Source organism: Stenotrophomonas sp. YJH_SMC_53, from assembly GCF_059369995.1.
This window is the reverse complement of record NZ_JCAFTF010000007.1, coordinates 85,500-112,101: the sequence shown is the minus strand read 5'-3', so window position 1 is coordinate 112,101 and position 26,602 is coordinate 85,500. Positions and strand designations below refer to the sequence as shown.

The 26,602-nt window shown below is 68.1% G+C and carries 22 protein-coding genes; 3 read left to right on the top strand and 19 right to left on the bottom strand.

What is annotated here, in order from left to right; translation table 11 throughout:
* Positions 1-100: 100 nt before the first annotated feature.
* Together AC5P7X_RS12850 and AC5P7X_RS12845 are read right to left on the bottom strand one after the other, a co-directional pair.
* Positions 101-1,819 (bottom strand): ATP-binding response regulator, encoded by a 1,719-nt coding sequence (locus AC5P7X_RS12850; protein WP_495214941.1) that lies wholly within the window; start codon positions 1,817-1,819, stop codon positions 101-103.
* A gap of 16 nt (positions 1,820-1,835) precedes the next feature.
* Positions 1,836-2,192, bottom strand: coding sequence for a hypothetical protein (locus AC5P7X_RS12845; protein WP_229765977.1), 357 nt, complete (start codon positions 2,190-2,192; stop codon positions 1,836-1,838).
* A gap of 358 nt (positions 2,193-2,550) precedes the next feature.
* Between AC5P7X_RS12845 and AC5P7X_RS12840 the strand changes: the two genes are divergently transcribed.
* Positions 2,551-3,327, top strand: coding sequence for a YdcF family protein (locus AC5P7X_RS12840; protein ID WP_070489923.1), 777 nt, complete (start codon positions 2,551-2,553; stop codon positions 3,325-3,327).
* Here the strand turns inward: AC5P7X_RS12840 and AC5P7X_RS12835 are convergent.
* The gene (locus AC5P7X_RS12835; RefSeq protein WP_070489922.1) at positions 3,284-3,991 is read right to left on the bottom strand and encodes an alpha/beta fold hydrolase; all 708 of its coding nucleotides are present in this window, start codon (positions 3,989-3,991) and stop codon (positions 3,284-3,286) included. The two genes, AC5P7X_RS12840 and AC5P7X_RS12835, sit on opposite strands and share 44 nt — an antisense overlap.
* Positions 3,992-4,130: 139 nt before the next feature.
* Between AC5P7X_RS12835 and AC5P7X_RS12830 the strand changes: the two genes are divergently transcribed.
* Positions 4,131-4,511, top strand: a complete 381-nt coding sequence (locus tag AC5P7X_RS12830; protein ID WP_053496763.1) for a YbjQ family protein — start codon at positions 4,131-4,133, stop codon at positions 4,509-4,511.
* A gap of 82 nt (positions 4,512-4,593) precedes the next feature.
* Here the strand turns inward: AC5P7X_RS12830 and AC5P7X_RS12825 are convergent, their stop codons facing one another.
* Entirely contained in the window at positions 4,594-7,320 is a 2,727-nt protein-coding gene (locus AC5P7X_RS12825) for a bifunctional acetate--CoA ligase family protein/GNAT family N-acetyltransferase (protein WP_005420272.1), read from the bottom strand.
* Between the two features lie 84 nt (positions 7,321-7,404).
* Complete coding sequence (mgtE, locus tag AC5P7X_RS12820; protein ID WP_005420274.1) at positions 7,405-8,775, bottom strand: magnesium transporter; 1,371 nt, start codon at positions 8,773-8,775, stop codon at positions 7,405-7,407.
* A 343-nt stretch (positions 8,776-9,118) separates the two neighbouring features.
* Here mgtE and AC5P7X_RS12815 point away from each other — a divergent pair, with 343 nt between their 5' ends.
* Entirely contained in the window at positions 9,119-10,897 is a 1,779-nt protein-coding gene (locus AC5P7X_RS12815; RefSeq protein WP_495214939.1) for a monovalent cation:proton antiporter-2 (CPA2) family protein, read from the top strand.
* Positions 10,898-11,029: 132 nt separating this feature from the next.
* On the opposite strand, the gene AC5P7X_RS12810 is transcribed toward AC5P7X_RS12815, so the two are convergent.
* The 14 genes from AC5P7X_RS12810 to AC5P7X_RS12745 all read right to left on the bottom strand — a co-directional run bounded on the left by AC5P7X_RS12810 (position 11,030) and on the right by AC5P7X_RS12745 (position 26,601).
* A complete protein-coding gene (locus AC5P7X_RS12810) occupies positions 11,030-14,368 on the bottom strand; it encodes an ankyrin repeat domain-containing protein (RefSeq protein ID WP_005420279.1) in 3,339 nt (1,112 codons plus the stop codon).
* Positions 14,361-14,621 carry a YcgL domain-containing protein gene (locus AC5P7X_RS12805; RefSeq protein WP_053498363.1) on the bottom strand — a complete coding sequence of 87 codons (261 nt, stop codon included), beginning with the start codon at positions 14,619-14,621 and terminating at the stop codon, positions 14,361-14,363. The genes AC5P7X_RS12810 and AC5P7X_RS12805 overlap by 8 nt, the downstream gene beginning before the upstream one ends.
* A 160-nt stretch (positions 14,622-14,781) precedes the next feature.
* Positions 14,782-15,222 carry a hypothetical protein gene (locus AC5P7X_RS12800; RefSeq protein WP_005420284.1) on the bottom strand — a complete coding sequence of 147 codons (441 nt, stop codon included), beginning with the start codon at positions 15,220-15,222 and terminating at the stop codon, positions 14,782-14,784.
* Positions 15,223-15,281: 59 nt separating this feature from the next.
* Positions 15,282-16,520 (bottom strand): beta-ketoacyl-ACP synthase, encoded by a 1,239-nt coding sequence (locus AC5P7X_RS12795; RefSeq protein WP_005420285.1) that lies wholly within the window; start codon positions 16,518-16,520, stop codon positions 15,282-15,284.
* Positions 16,520-17,251, bottom strand: a complete 732-nt coding sequence (locus AC5P7X_RS12790; protein ID WP_049416034.1) for a 3-ketoacyl-ACP reductase FabG2 — start codon at positions 17,249-17,251, stop codon at positions 16,520-16,522. Before AC5P7X_RS12790 ends, AC5P7X_RS12795 begins: the two co-directional genes overlap by 1 nt.
* The gene (locus AC5P7X_RS12785) at positions 17,248-17,703 is read right to left on the bottom strand and encodes a hotdog family protein (RefSeq protein ID WP_495214938.1); all 456 of its coding nucleotides are present in this window, start codon (positions 17,701-17,703) and stop codon (positions 17,248-17,250) included. The genes AC5P7X_RS12790 and AC5P7X_RS12785 overlap by 4 nt, the downstream gene beginning before the upstream one ends.
* Positions 17,700-18,884: a beta-ketoacyl-ACP synthase gene (locus tag AC5P7X_RS12780; RefSeq protein WP_053498361.1), complete on the bottom strand. Its 1,185-nt coding sequence runs from the start codon at positions 18,882-18,884 to the stop codon at positions 17,700-17,702. The genes AC5P7X_RS12785 and AC5P7X_RS12780 overlap by 4 nt, the downstream gene beginning before the upstream one ends.
* A complete protein-coding gene (locus AC5P7X_RS12775; RefSeq protein WP_372484858.1) occupies positions 18,881-19,438 on the bottom strand; it encodes a DUF3261 domain-containing protein in 558 nt (185 codons plus the stop codon). The genes AC5P7X_RS12780 and AC5P7X_RS12775 overlap by 4 nt, the downstream gene beginning before the upstream one ends.
* On the bottom strand, positions 19,426-20,676 hold the full coding sequence (locus AC5P7X_RS12770; protein WP_053498357.1) for an NAD(P)/FAD-dependent oxidoreductase: 1,251 nt from the start codon (positions 20,674-20,676) through the stop codon (positions 19,426-19,428). Before AC5P7X_RS12770 ends, AC5P7X_RS12775 begins: the two co-directional genes overlap by 13 nt.
* A 52-nt stretch (positions 20,677-20,728) precedes the next feature.
* Positions 20,729-23,083 carry an MMPL family transporter gene (locus AC5P7X_RS12765; RefSeq protein ID WP_495214937.1) on the bottom strand — a complete coding sequence of 785 codons (2,355 nt, stop codon included), beginning with the start codon at positions 23,081-23,083 and terminating at the stop codon, positions 20,729-20,731.
* Positions 23,076-23,705: a LolA family protein gene (locus AC5P7X_RS12760; RefSeq protein ID WP_495214936.1), complete on the bottom strand. Its 630-nt coding sequence runs from the start codon at positions 23,703-23,705 to the stop codon at positions 23,076-23,078. Before AC5P7X_RS12760 ends, AC5P7X_RS12765 begins: the two co-directional genes overlap by 8 nt.
* Positions 23,702-24,133 (bottom strand): acyl-CoA thioesterase, encoded by a 432-nt coding sequence (locus AC5P7X_RS12755; RefSeq protein WP_032960618.1) that lies wholly within the window; start codon positions 24,131-24,133, stop codon positions 23,702-23,704. Before AC5P7X_RS12755 ends, AC5P7X_RS12760 begins: the two co-directional genes overlap by 4 nt.
* Positions 24,120-25,670, bottom strand: a complete 1,551-nt coding sequence (locus AC5P7X_RS12750; protein ID WP_495214935.1) for an HAL/PAL/TAL family ammonia-lyase — start codon at positions 25,668-25,670, stop codon at positions 24,120-24,122. Before AC5P7X_RS12750 ends, AC5P7X_RS12755 begins: the two co-directional genes overlap by 14 nt.
* Positions 25,660-26,601: a lysophospholipid acyltransferase family protein gene (locus AC5P7X_RS12745; protein WP_495214934.1), complete on the bottom strand. Its 942-nt coding sequence runs from the start codon at positions 26,599-26,601 to the stop codon at positions 25,660-25,662. Before AC5P7X_RS12745 ends, AC5P7X_RS12750 begins: the two co-directional genes overlap by 11 nt.
* Between the last annotated feature and the right edge of the window lies 1 nt (position 26,602).

Genomic DNA, 26,602 nt, shown 5'->3' with positions numbered 1-26,602 from the left:
CGGCGCGCAACCGCTCTGGTAGACGCCGACCCTGGTCGGCGCAGACGTCTGATCGATCGATGAAACACCGTGCCGACCAAGGTCGGCACCTACCGGTCGGTCAGCGCTCGGCAACACCGCGCAACATATCCAGCACGTCGTGGATGTCCAGTGGCTTGCATAGAAAACCGGCAGCCCCCAGCGCGCGGGCTCTTTCAATCACCTGTACCCGCGTATCCGCGCTCATTACAAGAACCGGTGGCGCGCCGGGGTCCCTGGCTACCGACTCCAGCACCTCCCATCCGCTGCAGCCCGGCATGTGCAGATCCAGCAGCATCACATCAGGTCCGAGCGCCATGATCACTTTCCGCGCATCGTGGCCATCATGGCGGGAGCTGAGGCGATGGCCGGCGCTCTGCAGCAGGCGCTCCACCACCTCACGGTTGGTTTCCACGTCCTCGAACAGCAGGCAGTGCAGCGGTCGAACCGATGCTGCATGTGACTGAAGAAGCTGATCAAGGGAAGGAGGAGAGTCCACCTCCAAGGTGGAGGCCACGGTGAAGCGCCACACGAACGAGGCACCGCCTGCTTCGCTGCGGCCCACGCTTATCGTTCCGCCCATGGCATCGGAAATCAGCCGAACGATGTACAGCCCCAGCCCGACACCCTGCTCGCAGCGTGCCTCTCCTTGGCTGAGCTGTACGAACGGCGAGAAGATCATCTCCAGATCCGCGTCTTCGATCCCCAAGCCGGAATCGCAGACCTCGATCTGAACCTGCCAGTCGTCACCTGACCGGGCAGCATTGATGGATACCGATACCTCGCCCGCCATAGGGCTGAACTTGATGGCGTTGCAGACGAGATTGGTCACCACCTGTTCGATACGGCCGCCGTCTGCCAGCATCCAGACATCGGGCTCACTCCCATCCAGCTGCAGAAGTACGCCCTTGTCGGCGGCAGCGGGCATGCAGGTCGCCTGTACCCCTTCCATGATCGAACGCAGCGAACAAGGATGAAGCCGCAACTGCAGCCGGCCACCATCGATACTGGCCACGTCCAGTACATCATCGATACGGTGCCTGAGCGCCTGCGCCTGCGTGGCGACCGTCGCCAGTGCATGCCGTTGGGCCACACTTACCGTCCCCACTTCCAGCAGCTGGATCCCACTGATGATGGCGTTCAGCGGCGTCCGCAGCTCGTGGCTCATCGTACTGACGAATCGGCCCTGTGCCTCACGCGAAGCAATGGCACGCAGCGCTATGTCACGCATCGCGGCTACCAGCGACGCCACCACCAGCGGCAACAGGACCGTCAATGCCAGCGCGTAGGCCAGGTAGGCGGGCCGAGAGACCCAGTAACCTTCAGGCGCGGCCCACAGCAATGCCAGCGCAGTCGATGCAATCGCGGGAGCAATTGCCCTGCGGCCATACACTGCGGTGGCGGAGATCACGAGGAAAGGCAGGGCTGCATTGAGCGTCATCAACAGGATGAACGCCGCATTCACCTGGATCGCAACCATTGCCAGGCTGAGCAGAAGGCCTACCCCATCGCACCAGCGGTGGCAGCGCTCCATGCAGAGACTTGCAACGAGTGCCCATGTCACGGATACCGCAAGCAGTGCAACGGCCACCGGCAACGCACGGGCCGCCTCATTGGCCAGAACCGGCTGCGGACCATCCACCCACAGCCAGCACCATAGCACCACCAGTGCCTGCAGCAGCACCCGGAATCCGCTGGCGCGTGGCTCCTGCAGGGACGACAGAAGCCAGGCCAGGCGGTGCATCTCCAGCGCACGGGCTGCCTGCAGCAATGCTGCCGGTGCGGAGGCCTGCGAGGACACACGGGGCTCGTGCACGTCAGCCCCCTTCCATCCGGAAATGCGTCGTCGCACGATGCAGAAGACGCTGCGCAGACAGTGCCAACGCGCATGCCCGCCGCCGCACAGCGCGCGCTTCTGTACCCGAGCGGAGACAGTCACTCAACGCGTCGCAGGCCAGCGCAACTCCGGCGCTGCCCAACGCCGAGGTAACGCTCTTCAAGGCATGCAGGCGCGCCAGCTCCTGCTCCATGCCACCGAAGGATTCTTCCTTCGCCATGCTCATCCACTGCGATATCGCCGCGTCCAATGCTGCGGTGAATGATGGGAGCTGGTGAGGCGACGTTGCCGCAATGAGACCCAGCATCGAGCGTTCCCCAAGCTCAGGCCGGTCCATGGCGTGTGGACCTGAGTGCAGCCCAACCCGGGACTTCAAGCTCTGCATCGCCTTCCTCCATCTGTCGCATTCAACACTTGAATGGATGTATTCCTGCGCCCTGTTACGCCTGACTGGAGACCTCAGGCGTCAGCATGCATGACCCACGAGCTACTGCATCCGCTGATGGATCTGTACGAACAACTGTGGAAAGCAGCCACCCAACAGATGCCCTGCAGCCACCGCGAGCATGATTCCGCCTACGATGGCAGCACATCGGGCCGGGAGTGACAGTCGCTTCAGGTCCATGGCACCCAGCATGTAGGCAACGAATGCACTACGCCATCGGAATCCTTTCAAACTTCCCTCATGGACCACCATGCTGACATTGACGCTTCTCCTGCTGCTTTCATGCAGCGTGCTGGTCTTGAAACGCCGCCTGCGCAGCGCTGCACTTCTGGCGACGCTTCCCATGGCCATTGCAGCCAGCGCCAGCCCGCCGATCACGCAATGGCTGCTGGACCGCGCGCAGGACACGCCGCGTGTCACTCAACATGCGCTACATCCACGCACTGTGATCGTACTGCTGGGTGCCGGAATCGATCACGATGCCCATGGCCCCAGGCCCGGGCTGGCCGGTTACAGCCGCCTGATGAGGGCTGCACAGCGTTACCACGAATGCGATCGCACGCGGGAGGTCTGTACGGTGCTTGCCAGCGGAGGCGTCACTGCCAACGGCGATGTCGCTGAGGCCGATGTCTACGCACGCGAACTGATGGCACTGGGCGTGCCCACCGAGCATATCGTCCGCGAGCGCACCAGCGCGAACACCTGGGAGAACGCCAGGAACAGCAGCGCGATCATCGGATATGACAGTTCGCGGGTGGTGCTGGTCACCTCGGGCCTGCATCTCACGCGGAGCTTGATCTACTTCCGTCACTTCGGCGTCGTGGCCGAAGGCCTGCCCAGCGACCGCCTCCGTGCCACCCGGGGGTGGTTGCCCTCCACATTCAATCTATTGCTGGTCGAAGTGATATTGCATGAGCGTATCGGCGTTCTGCGCTACCACCTCTACAACCGGATGGGCTGGAACGATGCCTCCATCGACCCGGTCAGCATCGCGCCTGCAACAACCACCCACGCATCGCCGCACTGACCTCGTCCGGTTTTTCCATCGGCGCCAGGTGCCCGCAATCGGGAACCACCACCAGCTGCGAGTGCGGCACCAACGCGTGCATTTCCTCGCTCACCGCGAGTGGCGTAATGCGGTCATTGGCGCCACACACGATCAACAGCGGATCACGGTAACCGGCCAGCACATCATGACCATCACGGCGTTCCAGCGCGCTCTGGCGCAGGAACACCTCCGCGCCCAGGCGGGTGGTCATGTCGCGCACGCGCTGCACCAGCACGTAGTCGTCCAGCCGCGAGGCATCGATGTAGCTGCGCATCAGCACATCGCCGAAGCCGTGGAACTTCCCCGGCAGGCGCACGCTGGCGCGCTGGCTGCGGCGCTGCTCGGCCCGCTCCGGTGAGTCGGGGTGGATCGAGGTGTCGATCAGCGCCAGCTGCAGCACCCGCTCCGGCGCAATGCGCAGGATCTGCTGGGCCACGAAGCCGCCCAGCGAGAACCCGGCCAGCGCAAAGCGCTCCGGTGCCTGCGCCAGCACGTCTTCGGCCACCGCCTGCAGGGTCTCGCCACCGGTCTGGTCGCCCACGGTGCAGTCGGCGATATCGGCCAGGTCGGCCAGCTGCGCGCGCCACAGCTCGGCGTCGTTGAGCAGGCCGGGCAGCAGCAACAGGGGAATACGGTCGGTCATGGGGATATTGTCGCGCCAGCACGGTGACGGAACCATGCCGCAACGGGCGATTGCGTTGTAGAGTCGCGCCATGCTCGGCTGCAGCACAGCCTGTCGAGCATGGCTCGATTCTACAGAAGGCAGCGACACGGACACGACCATGGCAGACCCCTACAACAGCGGCACTCCCACCCCACCCGCGCTGCGCTTCGACGATGCGCTGGTCACCACCGCCTTCGAGCTGCCCGGCCATCGCGTCGTGCGCAACCTGGGTGTGGTGCGCGGCATCACCGTGCGCTCACGTTCGATCGTCGGCAACTTCCTGGGCGGCATCCAGACGCTCTTCGGTGGCAACATCACCATCTACACCGAGCTGTGCGAACAGGCTCGCGAGGAAACCTACCGCGACATGGTCAAGCACGCGCGGCAGCTGGGTGCCAACGCGATCATCGGCATGCGCTACGACGCCACCGATGTGATGACCGGGCTGACCGAAGTGCTGTGCTATGGCACGGCGGTGGTGGTGGAACCCGCGCGTTGAAGCTGTAGAGCCGAGCCCATGCTCGGCTCAGGCGTGCCCGTATGATGCTAGGCAGCCGAGCGTAGGCTCGGCTCTACAGGAATTACGCCACCGGCGGCACGTCAGGCACCTCGACCTGCTGCACCGGCAAGGTCACCATCATCACCGTCGGGTCGTCCGGGTCCAGCCTGGTCTTGAATCCCAGGCTCTGGCACATCGCCAGCATGGTGCTGTTTTCGCGCAGCACCTGGCCTTCGACCACGTCCAGGCCCAGCCACTTCGCGTACTCGATCATGATCGCCATCAGCCGCCAGCCGATGCCGTGGCCCTTCAGGTCCGAGCGGATCAGGATGCCGTACTCGCCACGGTGGTAATCGGCATCGGCGTGCAGGCGCACTGCGCCCAGCATCTCGCCGCTGCGCGGTTCGATCGCTACCAGCGCGATCGAGCGCGCGTAGTCGAGCTGGGTCAGGCGCGCGATGAATTCGTGGCTGAAGTGCTTCACCGACTGGAAGAAGCGCAGGCGCAGGTCTTCGTCGCTGACGCGGGCGAAGAACGCGCGGAACAGCGCATCGTCTTCCGGCCGCACCGGGCGGACGAACGCGCGGCCGCCATCGGACAGTTCGATGGTGCGCTCCCACTCCTTCGGGTACGGGAACACCGAGAAGCGCGGATGCCCGCGGCCCTTGTGCAGGATGCGCGACGGTGCCACTGCCACGCGCGCGTCGAGGGCGAGGATGCCCTTGCCGTCGACCAGCAGCGGGTTGATGTCCAGCGTACGCACTTCGGGAATGTCGGCGGCCAGCTGTGCCAGCTTGACCAGTGCCAGCGCCAGTGCGCGCTCGTCGGCGGCGGGCACATCGCCGTAGGCCTTGAGGATGCGTGAAGCGCGGGTCTGGCCGATCAGCTCGTGGGCCAGGCGCAGGTCCAGCGGCGGCAGGGCCAGCGCCTTGTCGTTGATCACTTCGACGGCGGTTCCGCCACGTCCGACCACGATCACCGGGCCGAACGTCGCGTCATCGGCGATGCCGACAATCAGTTCGCGCGCCTTCGGGCGGACGATGGTCGGCTGTACCAGCAGGCCATCGATGCGCGCATCCGGCCGCAGCTGTCGCGCACGCGACAGGATCGCGTTGGCCGCGCTCTGCACCGCCGGCAGCGTGGACAGATTCAGGCGCACGCCGTCCACTTCGGACTTGTGCGGAATGTCCGGCGACAGGATCTTCAGCGCTACGGACGCACCGCGTTCGAGCAGTGGCTGCGCCAGGTCCATCGCCTCATGCGCATCGCGCGCATGCATCACCGGCGCGGACGGGATGCCGTAGGCCTTGAGCAGCTCGTGCGTGGCCAGCGGGTCCAGCCACTGCTGGCCGTTGGCCAGCGCGGCATCGACCAGTGCGCGCGCGGTGGCCGTGTCGACGCTGAAGTCCTGCGGCAGGCTGGGCGGCGTTTCCATCAACGCGTTCTGCGCTTCGCGGTAGCGCACCAGGTGCTGGAAGCCCCGTACCGCTTCGGCCTCGGTCGGATAGGTCGGCACTCGTGCTGCGTTGAGCGTGGCGGTGGCCTGGTCGTCGTTGCCCAGCCACACGGCGAACACCGGCTTGTCGCGATGATGGCGCGGGCGCAGGCCGAGCGTGCGGGTGAGGGCCTGCGCCGCGTCGGCGGACGAGGTAAACGCGGTTGGCACGTTGACCACCATCACCGCATCGTTCTCGTTGTCGGCCAGCAGTGCTTCGATGGCCGACGCATAGCGGTCACCATCGGCGTCGACCACGATGTCCACCGGATTGCTGCGCGACCAGCCCTGCGGCAGCACCGCATCGAGCTTCTCCACCGTGCTGTCGGAAAGGGTGGCCAGCGTGCCACGCAGCGCGATCAGTTGGTCCACGGCCAGGCGGCCGACACCGCCGCCATTGCTGAGAATGGCCAGGCGGCGACCGGGAAAGGTGCCCAGCCGCCCCAGCGATTCGGCAGCAGTGAACAGTTCGTCCAGCGCACCCACGCGCAGCAGGCCGGCACGATTGAAGGCCGCACCATACACATCATCGGCACGCGCCAGGGCCTGCACATGGGTATCGCGGCTGCCCGGCTGCACGCGCTCGGCGCGACCGGACTTCACCACCACCACCGGCTTGGCGCGGGCGGCGGCACGCGCGGCCGACATGAACTTGCGCGCGTCCTTGATCTGCTCGACATACAGCAGGATGGCGCGGGTGCGGTAGTCCGTGGCGAAGTAGTCGAGCAGGTCGCCGAAGTCGACGTCCATCGTGTCGCCCAGCGAAACCACGGCGGAGAAGCCCACCGAGCGCGCCACGCCCCACTCCACCAGCGCGGCGGCAATGGCCGAGGATTCGGAGATCAGCGCGAGGTCGCCGGCCTGCGGGAAGTGCGCGGCGATGCTGGCATTGAGTCGCGCGTGCGGCGCGATGACGCCCAGGCAATGCGGCCCGAGGATGCGCAGGCCATGCTTGCGCGCCACCGCCTCTACCTGTGCGGACAACGAACCCGGGCCTTCGCCCAGGTGCGCGGTGAGGATGATCGCCGCCTGCACGCCACGCTCTGCAGCTGTACGCACCACTTGCGGCACGATCGCCGCCGGCGCGGTGATCACCACCAGGTCGGGTACCCAGTCCAGGTCCTTCAAGCGCTTGACCGTGCGGATGCCATCGATCTCGGCGTGCCGCGGGTTGATCCACGCCACCTTGCCGGGGAAGCCGGTGCCGCGCAGGTTGCGCATCACTGCGCGGCCGGCCGAACGCTCACGCGGGCTGCCGCCGATCACCGCGACCGACTGCGGACGGAATACGGACTGCAGGTGGTAGGTACTCATGCGCCTACGGTACCCAAAAAAGGGGACGGAGGGGATTAAGTCGTTTGTGCACAAACGACTTAATCCCCTCCGTCCCCTTTTTTGTTACAGCAGCGTGCCGTGCAGGATCAGCGCGGCGATGCTGAAATAGATCACCAGGCCGGTCACATCCACCAGGGTGGCCACGAACGGGGCCGAGGCGCTGGCCGGGTCGAAGCCGAGGCGCTTCAGGACGAAGGGCAGCATCGAGCCGGACAGCGAACCAAAGGTGACGATGCCGACCAGCGCGGCGCCGATGGTGATCGCCAGCAGGATCCAGTGCTCGCCGTAGTCATGCAGGCCACCCAGCTGCCAGATCACGATGCGCACGATCGCCAGGCAGCCGAGGATGGCACCCAGCACCATGCCGGTCGGGATCTCGCGGATGGCCACCTTCCACCAGTCGCGCAGGCGCAGTTCGCGCAGCGCCAGGCTCCGGATCAACAGCGAGGTGGCCTGGGAGCCGGAATTTCCGCCCGAACTCATGATCAACGGGATGAACAGGGTCAGCACCACCGCGCGCGCCAGTTCGTCCTCGTAGTGCTGCATCGCACTGGCCGTCAGCATCTCGCCCAGGAACAGCACGCTCAGCCAGCCGGCACGCTTGCGCAGCATCTCGAAGAAGCCGATCTGCATATAGGGCTTGTCCAGCGCTTCCATGCCGCCGAACTTGTGCGCGTCCTCGGTCGATTCCTCGATCAGCGCATCGAGCACGTCGTCCACGGTGACGATGCCGAGCATCTGCTGCTGCGCGTCGACCACCGGAATCGCCAACAGGTCGTGGCGGCGGATCAGACGCGCGACTTCTTCCTGGTCCATCAGCGCGTCCACCGTCACCGGCGGATTGACCTGGGCCACGTCCAGGATCGATTCCTCGGGCAGGCCGGTGATCAGCCGGCGCATGGTCACCACCTGCTGCAGCTGCTGGCTGGCCGGGTCCAGCACGTAGATCGCGTACACCGTTTCACGCGTGCGCTCGACCTGGCGGATGTGCTGCAGGGTCTGCGCCACGGTCCAGCTGGCGGGCACCGCCACGTATTCGGTGGTCATCAGCGCGCCGGCGGTGTTCGGCGGGTAGCTCAGCAGCTTCTGGATGACCTGGCGGGCGTCGGTGCCCAGCAGCGGGATCAGCCGCGCGCGTTCTTCCTCATCCAGCTCGTGGACGATGTCGGTGGCGCGGTCGTCAGCCATCAGCCCGAGCAGGGCAGCGGCGCGTGCCGGCGGCAGCGCGGCCACCAGCTCACCGCTGCGGTGCAGCTCCGGCGCTTCCAGCATCTTCACTGCACGCGGCAACGGCAGCGCGGCCAGCGTTTCCGCGGCGCGGGCCAGTTCCAATGTGTTGAGGAATTCCACCGCATCGGCGGTGTTGTAGTTCGCCAGCGGTGCGGCCAATGCGGCGGCATCGGCCACCGGGCGCAGCAATTGCTTCTGGTTCATCGGTTTTGCCTTGTGGGGGTGCGACCTCGCGCAACGCCAACGCAGGCAAACCGTCCCGATGTCAGGCGGTGGCCATCGCTGGCGTCGAACGAGGTCGACTTCTACTGTCGCTGGACATGGGTTGGGGACTCCGGAATGCGCGTGCCGGCGGTGCGCCGCCAGCGGCGGGCAGTCTGGACCCGCGGGCCATGCAGGTCAACCCGGCATCCCTGCGCCGGGCGCCTGCCGGCCGGTTGTTCTCGTGCATACACCAACCGGCGCGCATAATGGCCGGGTGGCGCTCGCCACGTTTTCCCCACCCGAACGGACGCACTGCGGGCTTCCCCGATGACCAGGTATTCCCATGCATAGCGGCGGTCTGGAACTGGCCCTGGTGCTGCTGCTGGCGGCGGTCATTGCCGTGCCGGTGTTCAAGAAGTTCGGCTTCGGCGCGGTGCTGGGCTACCTGGCGGCCGGCGTGGTGCTGGGCCCGGACGGGCTGGGCTTCGTGCAGGACGCCGACCGCATCCTCGGCGCGGCCGAGATCGGCGTGGTGATGCTGCTGTTCGTGATCGGCCTGGAGCTGTCGCCGGCACGCCTGAAGGTGATGCGGCGCTCGGTGTTCGGCGCGGGCGCGGCGCAGGTGGCGATGTCCGGGCTGGTGCTGGGCGGCCTGCTGCTGCTCGACCACTTCCAGTGGAAGAGCGCGCTGGTGGTCGGTGTTGCGCTGGCGCTGTCATCCACCGCGGTAGGCCTGCAGCTGCTGTCCGAGCACAAGGCGATCAACAGCGACCATGGCCGGCTGGGTTTTGCCATCCTGCTGTTCCAGGACCTGATCGCGATCCCGCTGCTGGCGGCCATCCCGCTGCTGGGCGGGGCGAAGAACGAGACCCTGCGCTGGGAAGACGCCGCCGTGGCCCTCGGCGCGCTGGCCGTGGTGATCCTGTGCGGGCGACCGGTGCTGCGCAAGGTGTTCAGCATCATCGCGCGCACCCGCAGCCCGGAAGTGTTCACCGCCACCGCCCTGCTGGTGGTGCTGGGCACTGCCTGGTTCATGCAGGAAGCGGGCCTCAGCCCCAGCCTGGGCGCGTTCCTGGCCGGGGTGCTGCTGTCCGATTCGGAGTTCCGGCACGAACTGGAAGCGCAGATCGAGCCGTTCAAGGGCCTGCTGCTGGGGCTGTTCTTCATCGCGGTGGGCATGGGCATCGATCTCGACCGCATCGCCGCAGAGCCGTGGCTGATCGCGGCCGGCGTGGCGATCCTGCTGGTGGTCAAGTTCAGCCTGCTGTATGTGATTGGCCGTATTGCAAAGCTCAGTCCGCGGCAGTCGCTGCTGCTGGGCAGCGTGCTGTGGCTGGGGGGCGAGTTCGCCTTCGTGGTGTTCAACGAAGCGCAGCGCGCGCACCTGCTGGGCAACGCCAATCACGATCGGCTGGTGGCGATCGTCGGCCTGTCGATGGCGATCACGCCACTGCTGATGATCGCGCTGCTCAAGCTGCTCGGCCAGGAGAAGGCTCCACCGCGCGGGACCGCAGAGGCCGACAAGGTGGCACCGGACAACCGGCCCAAGGTGCTGATCGCCGGCATGGGCCGCTTCGGCCAGGTGATCGCACGCCTGCTGACCGCACAGAAGGTGCCGTTCGTGGCGCTGGAGGCGAACCCGGACACGGTGGCCGACCTGCGCCGCTTCGGCAACCAGCTGTACTACGGCGACCCGACCCGCCCGGAGATGCTGCGTGCAGCGGGTGGCGAGCACATCGATGTGTTCGTCATCACCGTGGACGACCCGGAGACCAACCTGCGCGCGGTGCGCATGGTGCGCCGGCTGTACCCGGACGCGAAAGTGCTGGCGCGAGCGCGCAACCGCCAGCATGCATGGCGCCTGATGGACATGTCGGCCGAGCCGTTCCGCGAAGTGTTCGGCACCAGCCTGGAGATGAGCGGGCGCGTGCTGACGGCGCTGGGCGTGGCCCCAGACGTGGCCGAACGCCATGTGCAGCGCTTCCGTGAGCATGATGAGCAGCTGCTGCGTGACCAGTACCTGGTGTACGACGACGAGGCCGCGGTGATCCAGACCTCGCGTGATGCGCGCAATGACCTTATGCACCTGTTCGAGGCCGACGCGGAGAGCGACGACAAATAGGCGTGCCGACCAACGGTCGGCACCCACCACAGATTGAGGTTGCGGATTCCGGCAGTAGATCCACGCCATGCGTGGATGCTTTGGCTTCCGGGCACGATCATCCACGCATGGCGTGGATCTACCGAGTCCCGATCAGCCGTTGTCGCGCAGGAACCGCGCCATCGAGGAAACGCCCGGCACGCGCGGCTCGAACTCGCCGGCCACGTCGATGAAGCCACGCATCACCGCGATCTCGCGCGGGCTGCGGTTGAGGCTGTCGCGCGCTTCAGGATCGGCGCCGGCGCGCAGCAGGCGCTGCACCAGCAGCGGCAGGCCATGCAGCGCGGCCAGATGCAGCGGGCCGAAGCCACGCGGGTCGCGTACGTCCAGGCTTACGTCCTCGTCCAGCAGGCGCTCCACTGCGGCCATCACCACCTGCTCGTCGCAGGCGGTACCCGGCTCGGCGCGCGCGCCCAGCAGCAGCAGCAGCGGCGTGACAGAACCAGCGGCGGCCTGGTCCGGTTCGGCACCGGCCAGCAGCAGGGTGTCGAGCAGCGCCAGCAGGCGCGAGCGGTCGCGGGCACTGAAACCGTACAGCGCGGCACAGTGCAGCGGACCCAGCTGCTGCGCGTCACCGGCATGCACGTCGGCACCCGCCGTGAGCAGGCGCGCGACGATGTCCGGAAGGCCCAGCGCGGAAGCCAGCATCAGCACCGTCACGCCACCCGGCAGGCGGTGTTCCAGCTTGGCGCCAGCGTCGAGCAGGGCCGAAACGATGTCCACCTGGCGCATGCTGACCGCCGCCGACAGCGGCGTCGCGCCACTGGCCGCCGCGTGCTGCGGATCGGCGCCGCGCGCCAGCAGCAGGTCGGTTACCGCCAGGTGGCCGCCACCGGCAGCACGCAGCAGCGCGGTGCAGCCCTGTGCGTCGACGGCGTCGACGGCGAAGCCCAGATCGATCAGGCGGCGCACTGCATCGACGTCACCGGCCATTGCGGCGGCCGGCAGATCGGCCTCGCGCAGGGTGCGGCGCGGCAACGGCCACACCCGCCAATCGAGCCAGTCGGCCAGATCGCGGCGACCGATCGACAGCGCCACGCCCAGCGGTGTCTGGCCGTCGGCGGCACGTGCTTCCGGCGAGGCACCATGCTGCACCAGCAGCTTAAGCGCGCCTTCGCGGGCCAATGCGGTGGCCAGGTGCAGTGCGGTCATGCCGTGGCTGTCGCGTGCTTCGCGATCAACGCCGGCCTTGAGCAGGGCCTGCTGCAGCCGCAGCCACCCCAGGCGCACCGCCAGCGACAGCGGCGGATCGCCCGCCGGGGAGGCGGCGAACGGATCGGCGCCACGCTCAAGCAGTTCCAGTGCCAGCTGTTCCAGGCCACGCGCGGCCTGGTCGTGCTGTGCGCAGGCAGCAAGGAAGCGCGCCAGGCCACCGCGGCCGGCCGGCGACAGGCCACGCTGCAGCATCACCTGCAACGCCGGCACCGCATCGATGCCGCGCGACAACAGCGCGAACATCGGCGTATCGGAGCAGGCATCACGCACATAGGGATCGGCGCCGTGGCCCAGCAGCCAGTCCACCGCACGCGGTTCCAGCGCCAACTCCGGATCGAGCAGCAGCCCGCCCAGTTCCTCCGGTTGGCACAGCCTGGCCAGCGCCGCCATGCCGTCGGTGTTGCCGAAGCCCAGGGCCTCGCGCAGCAGGGTCAGCGGCGGTCGGTCCGGCAGCAGGCCGCTGGCACTGGCTGCTTCGCCACGATCGGCCAGGCCATCACTGACCGCAGCCGGCAACGGATAGGACGGGTCCAGCAGGGCTACGATCGCCCAGCGGCCGGCCTCGGCGGCGTAGTCCACCGCACGGCGGCCGACCGGATCGGTGGCATCGGCCGCGATGCCCAGTTCGACCAGGCGCTTGATCAGCAGCGGCGAGACATCCTCGGCCATCGCCGCCAGCTGCACCGCATTGCGGCCTTCGCCGTCCACCGCGACCAGGTCCGGCTTGTGCGGCAGCAGGTGCTCGATCACGGCGGCGCGACCGGCACGGGCCGCTTCCAGCCACGGCGTACGCCCCAGTGCATCGCGCGCCTCCAGATTGGCGCCCGCGCCGAGCAGCACGCCGATGATCTCGACATGGCCGGCCAGGGCCGCCTCATGCAACGCACTGCGGCGCTGGCGATCGCGGGCGTCGGCCCGTGCCTTGTGCTTGAGCAGCAGCTGCACGCCCGCCGGATCGTCATCCTCGGTGGCGGCGGCGGCCAGCAGCACCGGGGTGCCATCGGCCGGTTCGCAGCGTGCACCGCGTTCGAGCAGGAAGCGGGCCAGACGCCAGTTGCCCACCTGGCAGGCCACCGCCAGCGGCGACCAGCCATCACGGTTCAGCGCATCGACTTCGGCAGCGGCATCGCGCAGCAGCGCGGCCACCCCCGGGTCGGAACTGCGTGCGGCATGGTGCAGCGGGGTGTTGCCATCACTGTCGGTGGCACGCGAGTCGGCGCCGTTGGCGAGCAGGGTCATCACCGCTTCGGGGCGGCCATGCCAGCTGTCGCGGGTCGCCGCCAGCAGCGGGGTCATGCCCCGGTGCGGCGCATTCACATCGACGCCGCGGGCAATCAGTTCGCGCAGCAGGCGCAGGTCCGGCAGCACCGCGGCCAGCACCGCCAGGCTGCGCTGGTCACGCCAGTTCGGGTCCGGCAGCGCATACGGATCGGCACCGGCCTGCAGCAGCTGCAGGCCCCGGTCGATGCGGCCCTGGCGGGCGGCTTCATACAGCGCCGGTGTCAGTTCCTGCGGCGCCATCGCCTCCAGCGGCAGGGCGTCGGCCGCCGCTGCGAACATCGGTTCGGGTTCAGCGCTGGACGCCACCAACGGGCTGGAGCGCAACGACACCAGCGGCGCAGGCGCGACCCGCTGCAGCAGCAGGTGCAGCACCGGCGACAGCAGTACGACCGCCAGCGCGGCGGGCCAGCGCGCGCTTTCCGGCAACAGGCCCGGCCAGGCCGGCAGCACCACCAGCGCGGCCAGCGCAATGACCAGCGCGGCCACGCCGAGGCCACGCCAAGCAGTCAGGTCGCGCCCCGCCAGCGCCTGCCAGTGCTGGGCCAGGCTGCCATCCAGGCGTTCGACATCGTTCCACAATGGCCAGGTGCGCCAGGCCGCCAGCAGGCCGGCACTGACCAGTACGCTCAGGCCAAGCACTGCCGCCAGGCTGCCGCTGTCACGCAGCGCTGCGAGCGGCCAGGCCAGCAGCAGCGCCAGCAACAGCGGGGCGGCTGCCCACAATGCCAGCAGCGCCGGCAGGTCCTGGCGTGCGACCACCTTCAGCGGCAGCAGCGCGCGGCTGCGGCGCCACCACGATATCGCCAACGCGAACGCGGGCTGCGCCAGTGCGGCAAGGACCGCACCCGGAACGCCGCCCACGGCGGCGCCCAGCGCCAGTACCGCGCCCGCGGCGAAGGCAATTGACAGAATGCGCGGACGGGAGGCGTCAGTCATAGTGGCGCGGCATCAGGCTGGCCACCGTCGGCGGCACCTGCAGGTAGAACCCGCGCTCGCTCATTTCGCTGCGGACCTTTTCCGGGTCAGCCTGCGCCAGGCGGCGCTGGGCATCCAGGACCACCTCCAGCACGAAGGCGAGCGTCCCCAGCGAGGTGAGCAGCGGCGCGGGCAGCGCGCTGAAATCATCGCGTCGGGGAACGTAGACGTAGGTGTCCGGCTTGAGTTGGCTTTTATAGACGTAGGCGTGCATGTCCGCGGGACGATAACCCGGGAAGAGCCATGATTGTGTCGGAAAGCCGACACCGGGGAAAGCCGTCAGCCGACGATGGCGGCGCGATCGGCGGTGTTTCGCCTGCGGGGTTCAGCAATGTGGCGGCGACGTTCAGGCTGCGCCGCCGCCACACGGGCGCTTACTTGACCTTGGCGTAGGTGCCCTTCAGCGCGACACCCGCAAGGATGGCACCGGCGTAGCACTCGTAGTTGGTGCTGCTCTTGAACTCGTTCTTCTTGTAATAGCTGACGATGTCGACCACGGCGTTGGCGCCGCGCGACTTGGCACCGTCCTGCAGCGCGCGCAGTGCCGACAGCGCAACCCAGCGGCAGGCCTCGGCATCGCTCTTGTTGGCGGCGTTGGTCTTCTTGTTGGTCACGTCTTCGCCCAGGCGCTGCTGCACGCTGACCGGCTGGCCGGCCAGATAGAAACGCACGCTGCCGTCGATGCCGGCGTCCTTGGCGGCCTGCGAATTGACCAGTTCCTGCAGGGACTGTTCGACACGCGTGTCGCGGGCGGAAGCGGTGGAAGTCAGGGCCAGCAGCGCGGTAGCCGTGGCGATCATGAGAGTGCGGCGCATCGGAACATCTCCTTGTCGAGGGTGCGGGGGTAACGGGAACGGTGTGTTGGCGCAGTGGATCACTCGCTCCAGCGGCGGAACACCAGCGAGGTGTTGATGCCGCCGAAGGCGAAGTTGTTGCTCATCACGTACTCGGCCTGCAGTTCGCGGCCCTGCCCGGTGATGAAGTCGAGCTGGCCACAGCGCGGGTCGACCGCGGCCAGGTTCAGGGTGGGCGCGAACCAGCCGGCACGCATCATCTGGATGCTCACCCAGGCCTCGAACGCGCCACAGGCACCCAGCATGTGGCCGACGTAGCTCTTCAGCGAGCTGATCGGCACGCGGCTGCCGAACACCTGTGCGGTGGCCTGGGTCTCGGCGATGTCGCCGTGGTCGGTGGCGGTGCCATGGGCGTTGACGTAGTCGATCTGCGCCGCGTCCAGGCCCGCGTCCTCCAATGCCAGGCGCATGGCCTGGGCCATGGTGTCGGCACTGGGCTGGGTGACGTGCTGGCCATCGCTGTTGGTGCCGTAGCCGACCACCTCGGCAAGGATGGTGGCGCCGCGCGCCTGCGCGTGCTCCAGGTCTTCCAGGATCAGCGTGCAGGCGCCCTCGCCCAGCACCAGGCCATCGCGGCCGGCATCGAACGGGCGAGGCGTGGTCTGCGGCGCGTCGTTGCGCACGCTGGTGGCGAACAGCGTGTCGAACACCGCTGCAGCGGTGGCATCGAGCTGCTCGGCACCGCCGGCCACCATCACCGTCTGCTTGCCGCTGCGGATGGCTTCATAGGCCGCGCCCACACCCTGGCTGCCCGACGTGCAGGCGCTGGAGGTGGTGTACACGCGCCCGGACAGGCCGAAGAACACGCCGATGTTGACCGGCGCGGTGTGGCTCATCATCTTCAGATAGGTCGTGGCGCTGATGCCATCGGTGGTGAATTCGTTGAGCATGCGCCCGAATTCGCCGGTGGCCTCGTGGCTGCCGGACGAGGAGCCATAGGCCACGCCGGTACGGCCACTGCGCAGCACCGGATGCTCATTCAGGCCGGCCTCGCGCAGCGCCACCTCGGTGGCGCGCACCGACATGATCGCGACCTTGCCCATCGAGCGGGTGGTCTTGCGGTTGTAGTTCGGCGGCAGCTCGAAGTCCTGCGCCGGCGCGGCCAGCTTGGTGTTCAGCCCGGCATAGACATCCCACTCGGGCATCGCACGCACCGCGTTGCGGCAGCTGCGCAGGTGCGCTTCGATGGTCGGCCAGTCGTGGCCGAGTGGACTGATGGCAGCGGCGCCGGTAACCACCACGCGACGATCGGCGGCCATCAGAGCATGCCTCCGTTCACCGAGATCACCTGGCGGGTGATGTAGCCAGCCGGTTCGGACAGCAGGAACGCCACGGTAGCCGCCACTTCGTCCGGGCGGCCAACGCGGCCGGCGGGAATCAGCTTGAGCGCGTGTTCAACCACTTCGTCGTTGAGCATTTCGGTCTCGATCAGGCCCGGGGCCACGCAGTTGACGGTGATCTGGCGGCTGGCCAGTTCCAGCGCCAGGGCCTTGGTGGCGCCGATGATGCCGGCCTTGGCGGCACTGTAGTTGACCTGCCCGCGGTTGCCGGCCAGTCCGGAGACCGACGACAGGGTGACGATGCGGCCCGGCTTGCGCCGCCGCACCATCGGCATGATCAGCGGATGCAGCACGTTGTAGAAGCCATCCAGGTTGGTGTGGATGACCTGGTCCCAATCGTCCGCTGACAGCGCCGGGAAGGCGCCATCGCGGGCGATGCCGGCATTGCAGACCACGCCGTAGTAAGCGCCGTGCGCTTCGACATCGGCCTCCAGAGCGGCCCGCGCAGACGCGCGGTCGGCCACGTCGAACACCAGCACGCGGGCCTGCTGGCCCAGTGCCTGGATCTCGGCGACCACCGCCTGTGCTTCATCCACGCGGCTGCGGCAATGCACCACCACGTCGAAGCCATCGCGCGCGATGCGCAGCGCGATGGCCCGGCCGATGCCCCGGCTGGCGCCGGTCACCAGCACGCTTCGATTCCCTGTCATGCCTGTCCACTCTCCAGATAGGCCATCGCGTCGGCCGGTTCGAACACCGACACGTTGGCTGTCGCCCATTCTTCCTCGCCTGCCAGGATGCGGCAGGCGAACATCCCCAATCCATTGTCACCCAACAGCTCGCAGCGCGCCTGTACGCGCAGCCGCGAACCGCTGGGGAAGCTGCTGCGCGCGCTGCTGTAGCGGCGGCTGCCGAGCAGGAAGCCCAGCTGCGGTGGCCTGCCGGCCGCACGCGCTCGGCAACCGGCCCAGGCCGCGATGGCCTGCGCCATGTACTCGATGCCGACCCATGCCGGCACCTGGTCATCCTCGACGAACAGGCCGGCCTCGGGCACCACCAGTTCGGCCTCGATGGCGTCCTGGTCCCACTGCGTGATGCGCTCCAGCAGGCACATGTCCTGGCGGTGCGGCACCACGTCTTCGATCTCGTACAGCGTGTTCATCGACGCTCCAGTGCCAGCACGGCATTGCTGCCGCCGAAGGCGAACGAATTGCTCAGCACCCGCCGTGGCGGCTGCGCAAGGCGCGTGCCCGGTGCAACCAGCGGCAGCACCGGCAGTGCCGGGTCGGCCACGCCGTCCCACCAGTGCGGCGGCAGCAGCTGCTGCGGGTTCTCGGCCAGCACGATCCAGCACAGCGCCGCCTCGATGGCACCCGAGGCACCCAGCGTATGGCCGGTCAACGGCTTGGTCGAACTGGCCGGCACGTGGCTGCCGAGCACCTGCGACACGGCCAGGCTTTCCATCGCATCGTTGTGGCCGGTCGCGGTCCCATGCAGGTTCACATAGTCCACTTCGCCGGCGGCCCAGCCAGCACGCTGCAGCGCCTGCTGCAGGGCGTCGATGGCGCCCAGGCCCTGCGGGTCCGGGGCGGACATGTGGTGGGCGTCGGCCGACTCGCCCCACCCCGCCAGGCATACCGGGCCGGGTTCGCGGGTGAGCAGGAACAGCGCGGCGCCTTCGCCGATGTTGATACCCGTACGATGCTGCGAGAACGGATTGCAACGTTGGGCCGAGACCGATTCCAGCGCGCTGAAGCCGGCCACGGTGAAGCGGCACAGCGAATCGGCGCCACCGGCGATCACCGCATCGACGATGCCGGCGCGCAGCATGCGTGCGGCCGACATCAGCGCCTTGGCACTGGACGAGCAGGCAGTGGACAGGGTCCATGCCGGCCCCTGTGCGCCACTGCGCTGGCGCACGAACTGCGCGGCGGTGCCCATTTCCTGCTGGGCGTAATCAAAGCCCTGCGGCCACTGGCCCTGTTCGGCATGGCTGCGCAATGCCTGCTCGGATTCACCAATGCCCGAGGTGCTGGTGCCCAGCACCACCGCTACGCGCTCGGCGCCATGGCGGGCGATCGCCGCGGCCACTGCCGGCGCGATCTGAGCCAATGCCACGTCCAGCAGGGCATTGTTGCGCCCGCGCAGGGCCACCGGCAGGTCATCCAGCGCCGGCAGCGGCGTGCGTACTTCTCCCAGCGCCAGGGTGTGCCCCGGCAACAGGCTCTCGTTGTCGCTGAGCCCGCCCGGCGCGTCGGCGAACAGTGCCGACGTCACGGCGGCGCGGCCAGCGCCGAGTGCACAGACCACACCCAGGTCGTTCAGGTAGATCGGTGCGCTCATCGGTCCGGCCCGGCCATGTCGATCGATTCGATGCGCAGCGCATAGCCTTCGGCGCGGTTGTCCAGCTGCACGCTGCCATCGTCCAGCCGCTGCAGGTGCAGCCACACGGTGCCCTCACGCGACAGGCTGCGCTGATGGCCATCATCACTGACCTGCCAGCCCGCCGGCAGCACGGCGGCAATGGCCGCGGTCGGCCACAGCGCGAACTGCAGGTCATCCAGCACGCGCTCGGCACGCACCTGCGGCGGCAGCCACGGCGCACGCTGCTGGGTCAGCTGCTGGCCGTCCCACTGCAGGCGCACGCCGGTCTGGCCCATCGCCTGCACCGCGAGCTGCACCTGCTGTGCATCGGCTTCCAGCAGCGCATCGAGGTCGCGCTCATGGCTGCCGAAACGGAAGTGCAGCTGCTGCTGCAGCGCCAGCGGCGCCGGCAAGCTGGCCGGCGACAGGCGCAGCGGCGGCAGCTCCACCTGTGGCTTGGGCATGCGCCCGGCACAGGCGGCCAGCAGCAGGCACAGCAGCAGGGCCGCAGTACGGAAGATCAGGCGCTGCACAGCTGCTCCAGCACGCGCATGCGGCGACCACTTTCATCGGCCACATAGGGGTTGTTGGTGTCCCAGGCATATCCGGCCAGGATGGAACTGATCATGTTGCGCACTTCGGGCTGCTGCTGCGGGTGGTAGATGATCTTCTGGAAGCCGCCTTCGTACCAGCTTTCCACGAAGCGACGGAAGGTCTTCACGCCGGCACGCAGCGGGATCGAGAACTCGGCCTCCCAGTCCACGGCCTGGCCGGCATAGCGGCGCTTGAGGCATTCACTGGCCAGCTGCGCGGACTTGAAGGCAATGGTCACGCCGGAGGAGAACACCGGATCGAGGAACTCGCCGGCGTTGCCCAGCAACGCGTAGCCGGGCCCCCACAGCGAACTGACGTTGGCCGAATAACCGGTGATGCGGCGCACCGGCAGCACCGCCCATTCGGCGTTGGCCAGCAGCCCGGTCAGGTTGGGGTCCTCGCCGACGATGGCCTGCAGCTTCTGCAGGTCGTCACCCTCGTAGCGCTCGAAGAACGACGGCTCGGCGACCACGCCCAGCGAACAGCAGCCGTTGGAGAACGGAATCGTCCAGTACCAGACGTCGATGTGCTCGGGGTGGGTGGTGATCAGGATCTTGTTGCGGTCGAAGTCCGCTTCGGCCGGAATGTTGTCGCGCACGTGGCAGAAGATCGCGCCGCGCACCGGGAAGTTGGACGGCGACTCCAGCTGCAGCAACCGCGGCAGCAGCCGCGCGAAACCGGAGGCATCGAGGATGAAATCGGCCTCGATGCGGTATTCACTGCCGTCCGGGCGGCGCACCGTCACCGCCGGTTGCTCGCCCGGCTCGACCGCAAGCACTTCGTCGCCGAAGCGCAGCGTGGTGCCCATGCGCTCGGCGCCGCGCGCCAGCACGTTGTCGAAGTCGGCGCGCTGCACCTGGTAGGTGGTGCCCCAACCCGGCGAGAACTTCTTCCTGAAGTCGAATGCAGTGCGCGCTTCGCCGTGCACGAAGGCGGCACCGTTCTTGTACTGGAAGCCCGCCTCGACCACATCCTGCAGCAGGCCGGCCGCCTCGATGTACTCCATGCTCTGCGGCAGCAGGCTTTCGCCGATGGAGAAGCGTGGGAACTGCTGGCGTTCCAGCATCAGCACCTGGCGGCCCTGCTGGCGCAGCATCGCCGCAGCCACCGAACCGGCCGGGCCCGCGCCGATGATCAGGATTTCAGTACGTTCGACAGCATCCACAGCAGTGTTCATCGGTGCGTCCTTGTTGCTCGATCAAGTGGAAAGAAGGAAGTCGGAAACAGGTTCAGGCCGGCGGCAGATCGTGCGGCGGCGGACGGAACAGCGGCGAGATCAGCCAGACCAGGCCGATGCCGAACAGCAGGGTCAGGCCGAACGCGCGCAACGCCGGGGTCTGCGACAGGCCCAGCAGGCCGAACGACAGCCAGGTGCTGGCCGCGCCCACGCACACGGCCAGCCAGGCACTGGCGTCGCCGCGGTGCTCGATCAGGAAAATGCCGTAGTCGATGCCCATGCCCAGCAACAGCATCAGTGCCAGCACGTTGAACAGCTGCAGTGGCTGGCCGAACAGGCCCAGCAGGCCCAGGGTCAGCGCACCGGCAATCAGGGTCGGCGCGAACACGTGCCAGGCCTGGCGGCGATAGCGCAGCCACAGCGCGCCGAACACCAGCACGATGCCGACCAGCAGCAGCCCGCCCATCAGCTTGCGGTAGTGGCCCAGCAGCTGCGAGAAGTCGGCGGTGCGGTCCACCCAGCGCACACCCGGCAGGCCTTCGGCCGCCCCGCGCAGGGTGGCCAGCGCATCAGCGCGCGACAGGTCATCGACCATCACCACGCTGATCATCTGCCCGCCGACCTCGCCCACCCACAGGTGGCGGAACGGCTGCGAGGCCGGCGAGGCCAGGAACGCATCCGCGGTCAGCGGCGTAGCGGCGAAATCCGGGCGCGGCAGCGGTTCGCCGACCGCCTCGGACACCGCGTCCAGCACACCCGGTTCAACCTTCGCAGTCAGCGCCGCATCGGCCTGCTGGCGCGACGGCGACGGCAGCCAATCGCTGATCGCACGATAGCCACCAATGCGCTTGTCGTTGGCCAGTACACGCAGGCGTTCGGTCAACGCTTCCTCACGCTGCAGCAGCTGCGCCGCGTCGGTGCCCTGCACCAGGTAGAACTGCGCCGGGCTGGGCATGCCCAGCAGCTGGCTCAGCCGGATCTGCTGGGCCATCAACGCCGGCGGCGAGGACTGCAGGCTGCGCAGGTCGTCGTTGCTGTTCAGGCGGGCGATGCCGATGGCAGACAGCGCCAGCGTGATCACCACGAACACCGTCACCGGGCGACGGCCATGCAGGCGCGGGAAGCGCTCCAGCGTGTTGCCCAGCCACTGCGAGAAACGGGTCTTGCGGATCTCACCGCCATCCAGCCACGGGAACCAGAAAATCACCGTAAGGAAGGCGGCGGCCAGGCCGACCACCGAGAACAATGCCATCTGGCGCAGGCCCGGGAACGGGGCCAGGCCCAGTGCCAGGTAGGCCAGCGCGCTGGTCAGCAGGGCCAGCCACAGGCCGGGCAGCAGGTGCCGCAGCAGCTTCCAGCGACGATCAGCCGGTTCGGCCTGGCGCGAAGCGAACCAATGGATGCCGTAGTCCTCGGCCACGCCCACCAGCGACGCACCAAACACCAGGGTCAGCACATGCACCTTGCCAAATACCAGCACGGTCACCGCCAGCGCCACGCCGCAGCCGATCAGCAACGACGCGGCGACCAGCAGGATCGGCCGCAGCGAACGGAACGCCAGCCACACCAGCAGCAGCACCGCGGCCAGCGAGCCCCAGCCGATCGTGTTGATCTCCTGGTTGGCCTGCACTGCGGCCGCTTCGGCATGCAGCGGTACGCCGGCATGCAGGATTTCCAGCTCGGGCGCCGCCGCCCTGGCGGCCTGCCCGGCACGTTCCAGCAGCCCGTCGAGATGGCGCTCACCATCGAGCTGGAACGCCGAACCCGGCGTATCGAACTGCAGCGCGGCCCAATGCCTGCCCTCGGCTTCGAGCAGGCCGTCATCGCCCAGCCGCAACCCCGACCCCTGCGCCTGCTGCTGCCACCATTGCGGCCACAGCGAGAGCGGGTCTTGCCGCCAATCGGTCAGGCGCGGTGCGCCCATCGGACCGTACAGCGCAGCCAACGCCTGCTCGGCCAACGCGCCCGGCTCGCTGCCCTGCAGCTGCTCGCGCTGGGCCGGGGTCAGCAGGCGGTCGCGGTACGGCGCGTAGAACGCGCGCGCCTCGTCGAACCAGCCTTCGATCGAACCGCTGGGCACCAGCAACGCGCTGTCGGCATCCGCCGCCATCGCCGCAGCGAACGCCGCCTGTGCGCGCTTGGCGGCGGCGCCATCCTTGCTGCCCAGCAGCACCACCACCTGGCGCGAGCTGCCGTCGGCGATGCGCCGGGTGACGTCACTCAACAGGCGGTCATGCGCGTCCTGCGGCAGCAGGGCGAGGATGTCGGTGTCGATCCGCGACTGCTGGCTCCACAGGCGCCATTGCTGCGCACCCAACACCAGCAGGAGCACCAGCCAGGCGATGCCCAGCCAGTGCCACCAGCGCCGCAACCGGTCCGGCCCGTTCGATGCTGCCCCCTCACTCAAAGCGGCGTGCCTCGTCGGCGGTGAGCGTGGCCGGCGCTTCGCTCAGTGCACTGAACTGGATCTGCGTGCGGTCCTTGTTGGCCTCGACGATCTCGACCTGGCGCACGTAGCGGTCACCTTGCAGGGTCAGCGACTGGAACGCCTTGGCCAGCATCGCCGACTTCGGCGTCAGCCGCAGCCGCCAGCCCTGCCCTTCGCGGCTGGCCGCCACATTGAACTGGCTCGACAGCGCCTGCACGTCGCCGCTCATCAGCGCGAACATGATCGCGTTCACCGAACGCATCGCCGGCTGCTGCCGTGCGTCGAGCTCGACACGGGTGCTGCCATCGCGCTGGCGGCTGAGGATGCGGTCGGCAGTGACCACCACTTCGGAAGGGAACGGCTTGAGCGTGGTCCAGATCACGCCGTGCTGGCGCGCGACCACGAACTGGCCCTGCGAGCGCAGCGGGTTCTTGAAGCCGCTGACCTGCTTTTCCTGGCTGAACTGGCCACGCAGTACATCCGGCCGCGCCACCGCCTGGGTAATCGCATCGATGGCGGGGTCGGCGGCCTGCACCTGTGGCGCGGCAACGAAGATCAGCGCGCACAGCAGCACGCTCGGAAGACGGACAAGGGTGTTCACGGTGCAGGCACTCCCAGGCGTTCCCACAGTACCGGCGGGCACTGGTACAGCATTTCCTTGCTGGCCGCGTCCACCGCGACCTGGATGGTCATCGCGCGCGTCAGCACCTGGCCGCTCTGCGCATCGAGGATTTCATACTCGATCTTCAGCCGGTTCTCCCATTCCACGATGCGCGCGACCACGCGCAGGGCCTGGTTGAACAACAGCGGCCGCACGTACTTCACCCGCGCATCGACCACCGGCCACAGGTAGCCCGATTCGAGCATCTGTGGATAGTCGTAGTCATAGCGCCCGAGCAGCGCGCAGCGCGCGATCTCGAAGTACTTGAAGTAGTTGCCATGCCAGACCACGTTCATCGGATCGCAGTCATGGAAGGCGGGGGTCAGCGCAATCTCGCCGACCCGTTCGATGGCCTCATTCACCGGCATACAGCTCCCAACGTTGCGCGCGGATCTCCACCAGCAGTTCCCGCAGTTCGCGATCCAGCGCGCGGTCTTCTTCAACCAGGGCGATGCGCTGCCCCAGGTCGGCGTACATGTCGGCCAGACTGCCATGCAGCTGCGCGTTCAGGCCAACCCGTTCGCGCAGCGCCAGGCCCTGGCGGGCGGCGATCAGCATCGCGGCCACCACCTGTTCAGTCAGCTCGATCACGCGCAGGCAGTCGCGCGCGGCGATGGTGCCCATGCTGACCTTGTCCTGGTTGTGGCACTCGGTGGAGCGCGAAAACACGCTGGCCGGCAGGGTCTGCTTCAGCGCTTCGGCCGTCCAGGCCGACACGCTGATCTGCAGCGCCTTCAGGCCGTGGTTGATGGCCGCGCGCGGGCCCGTGGCCGCCGACAGGTTGGCCGGCAGGCCATGGTTGTAGCGGGCATCGACCACCAGCGCCAACTGGCGGTCGAGCAGATCGGCCACGTTGGCTACGGTGTTCTTCAGGGTGTCCATCGCCAGCGCGATGTGGCCGCCGTAGAAGTGGCCGCCATGCAGGATGCGCTCGCCATCGGCATCGATCAGCGGATTGTCGTTGGCGCTGTTCAGTTCGGTTTCGATCAGCTGGCGCAGGAACGGCAGGCTGTCCTCCAGCACGCCGATCACGTGCGGCGCGCAGCGCAGCGAGTAGCGGTCCTGCAGGCGCTGTTCATTGCGCGGCGGACGCTCGCTGTGCAGGTCGCTGCGCAGACGCGCGGCGATGCGGCCCTGGCCCGGATGCGGCTTGGCCGCGAACAGGGTTTCGTCGAAGTGGTGCGCGTTGCCGTCGCTGGCCAGCACGTTGAACGCGGTCAGGCGCGTGGCCATGCGCGCCAGGTAGTCGGCGCGCTGCCAGGCCAGGCAGGCCAGGCCGGTCATCACGGCGGTGCCGTTCATGATCGCCAGGCCTTCCTTCGGCCGCAGCTTCAGCGGGGTCATGCCGATCTTCGCCAGCACCTCGGCCGCCGGCTGCACGCGGCCATCGTGCAGCACCTCGCGCTCGCCACACAGCACCGCAGCCACGTAGGACAGCGGGGTCAGGTCACCACTGGCACCGACCGAGCCTTCGGCCGGGATCATCGGCAGCACATCGTGCTGCAGCAGCGTGGCCAGGCCTTCCAGCAGCGGCATGCTGACACCGGACATGCCGCGCACCAGCGAGGCCAGGCGCGCGGCCAGCACCGCACGGGTCTCGACCGGGTCCAGGTAGCGGCCCAGGCCGCAGCCATGATAGGTGTACAGGTGGTGCGGCAGTTCAGCCACCAGCGCCGGCGGGATGTTCACCGTGCACGAATCGCCATAGCCGGTGGTCACACCGTAGATCACGCCATCCTCGCGCAGCAGGCGGTCAAGGAAGTCGGCACCGCGCTGGATGTGTGCGCGGAACGCCGGCGCGTCGCTCAGTGCGGCCTCGCACTGGCGCTGGGCCAGGGCAACCACGTCTTCGATGGTCAACGGTGCATCGCCAAAGCGGCACACGGGTACGGCGTCAGTCGTCATGCGGAGCCTGATCCCAGAAGGGGAAGAAATTGAACCAGTCCAACGGGGACTGGATGACCTGGAGTTCCAGCCAGCGCGCGAAGCGCTGTGCCTGTTCGGCAAGTGCCGCGTCGCGCGAGCCACGCGGCAGCACGATGCGTTCGGCGAATTGTTCAAATGCCACGCGATAGCCCTCGCCCTGGTGCAGGCAGGCCATGGTGTAGACCGGGCAGCCCAGCGCCGCGGCCAGCACATAGGCGCCGATCGGGAATGGCGCGCGATGGCCGAGGAAATCGGCGGTGACGCTGCGGCCGCCCTGCACCGGCGTGCGGTCGCCGACGATGGCGACGAAGCCACCGGCCGCCACGCGCTCGGCCAGCATCAACGCGGTGGCCGGCCCCATTTCGGTGACCTGCACCAGCTCCACCGCCGCCAGCGGGTCCAGCCGCTGCAGCAGGCGGTTGAAGCGCTGCGCATGCGCGGTGTGCACCAGCACGGTGATGCGGAACCCCGGCACCTGTTCGGCCAGCACCTGGCACAGTTCCAGGCAGCCGATGTGCGCGGTGAGGATCAGACCGCCTTCGCGGCGCGCGATCTTCTGCAGCACCAGGTCGCGGTGCAGGTGAATACGGTTGGCCGGGTAGCGCCCGCCCAGGCCGAGGATCTTGTCCAGCATCGTGTCGGCGAAGGCGAAGAAGTGGCGCAGGCTGTCGCGCCGGGTCGGCGCGCGGCCGAGCACACCGCTGTATGCATGCAGCCGCTGCAGGTACTGCATCGAGGCCTGTCGCCCCACACGGTTGCCCAGCCAATGGCAGGCCACCACCGGCCACGCGCACAGGCGGAATGGCCAGCGCCCGAACCAGCGGTGCACCCAGCACAGGAACAGCACGCCGGCCACCGACGTCGATTCGCCGATATCGGCCCAGTGCGGGGCATCCTGCGCGGTCGCCATC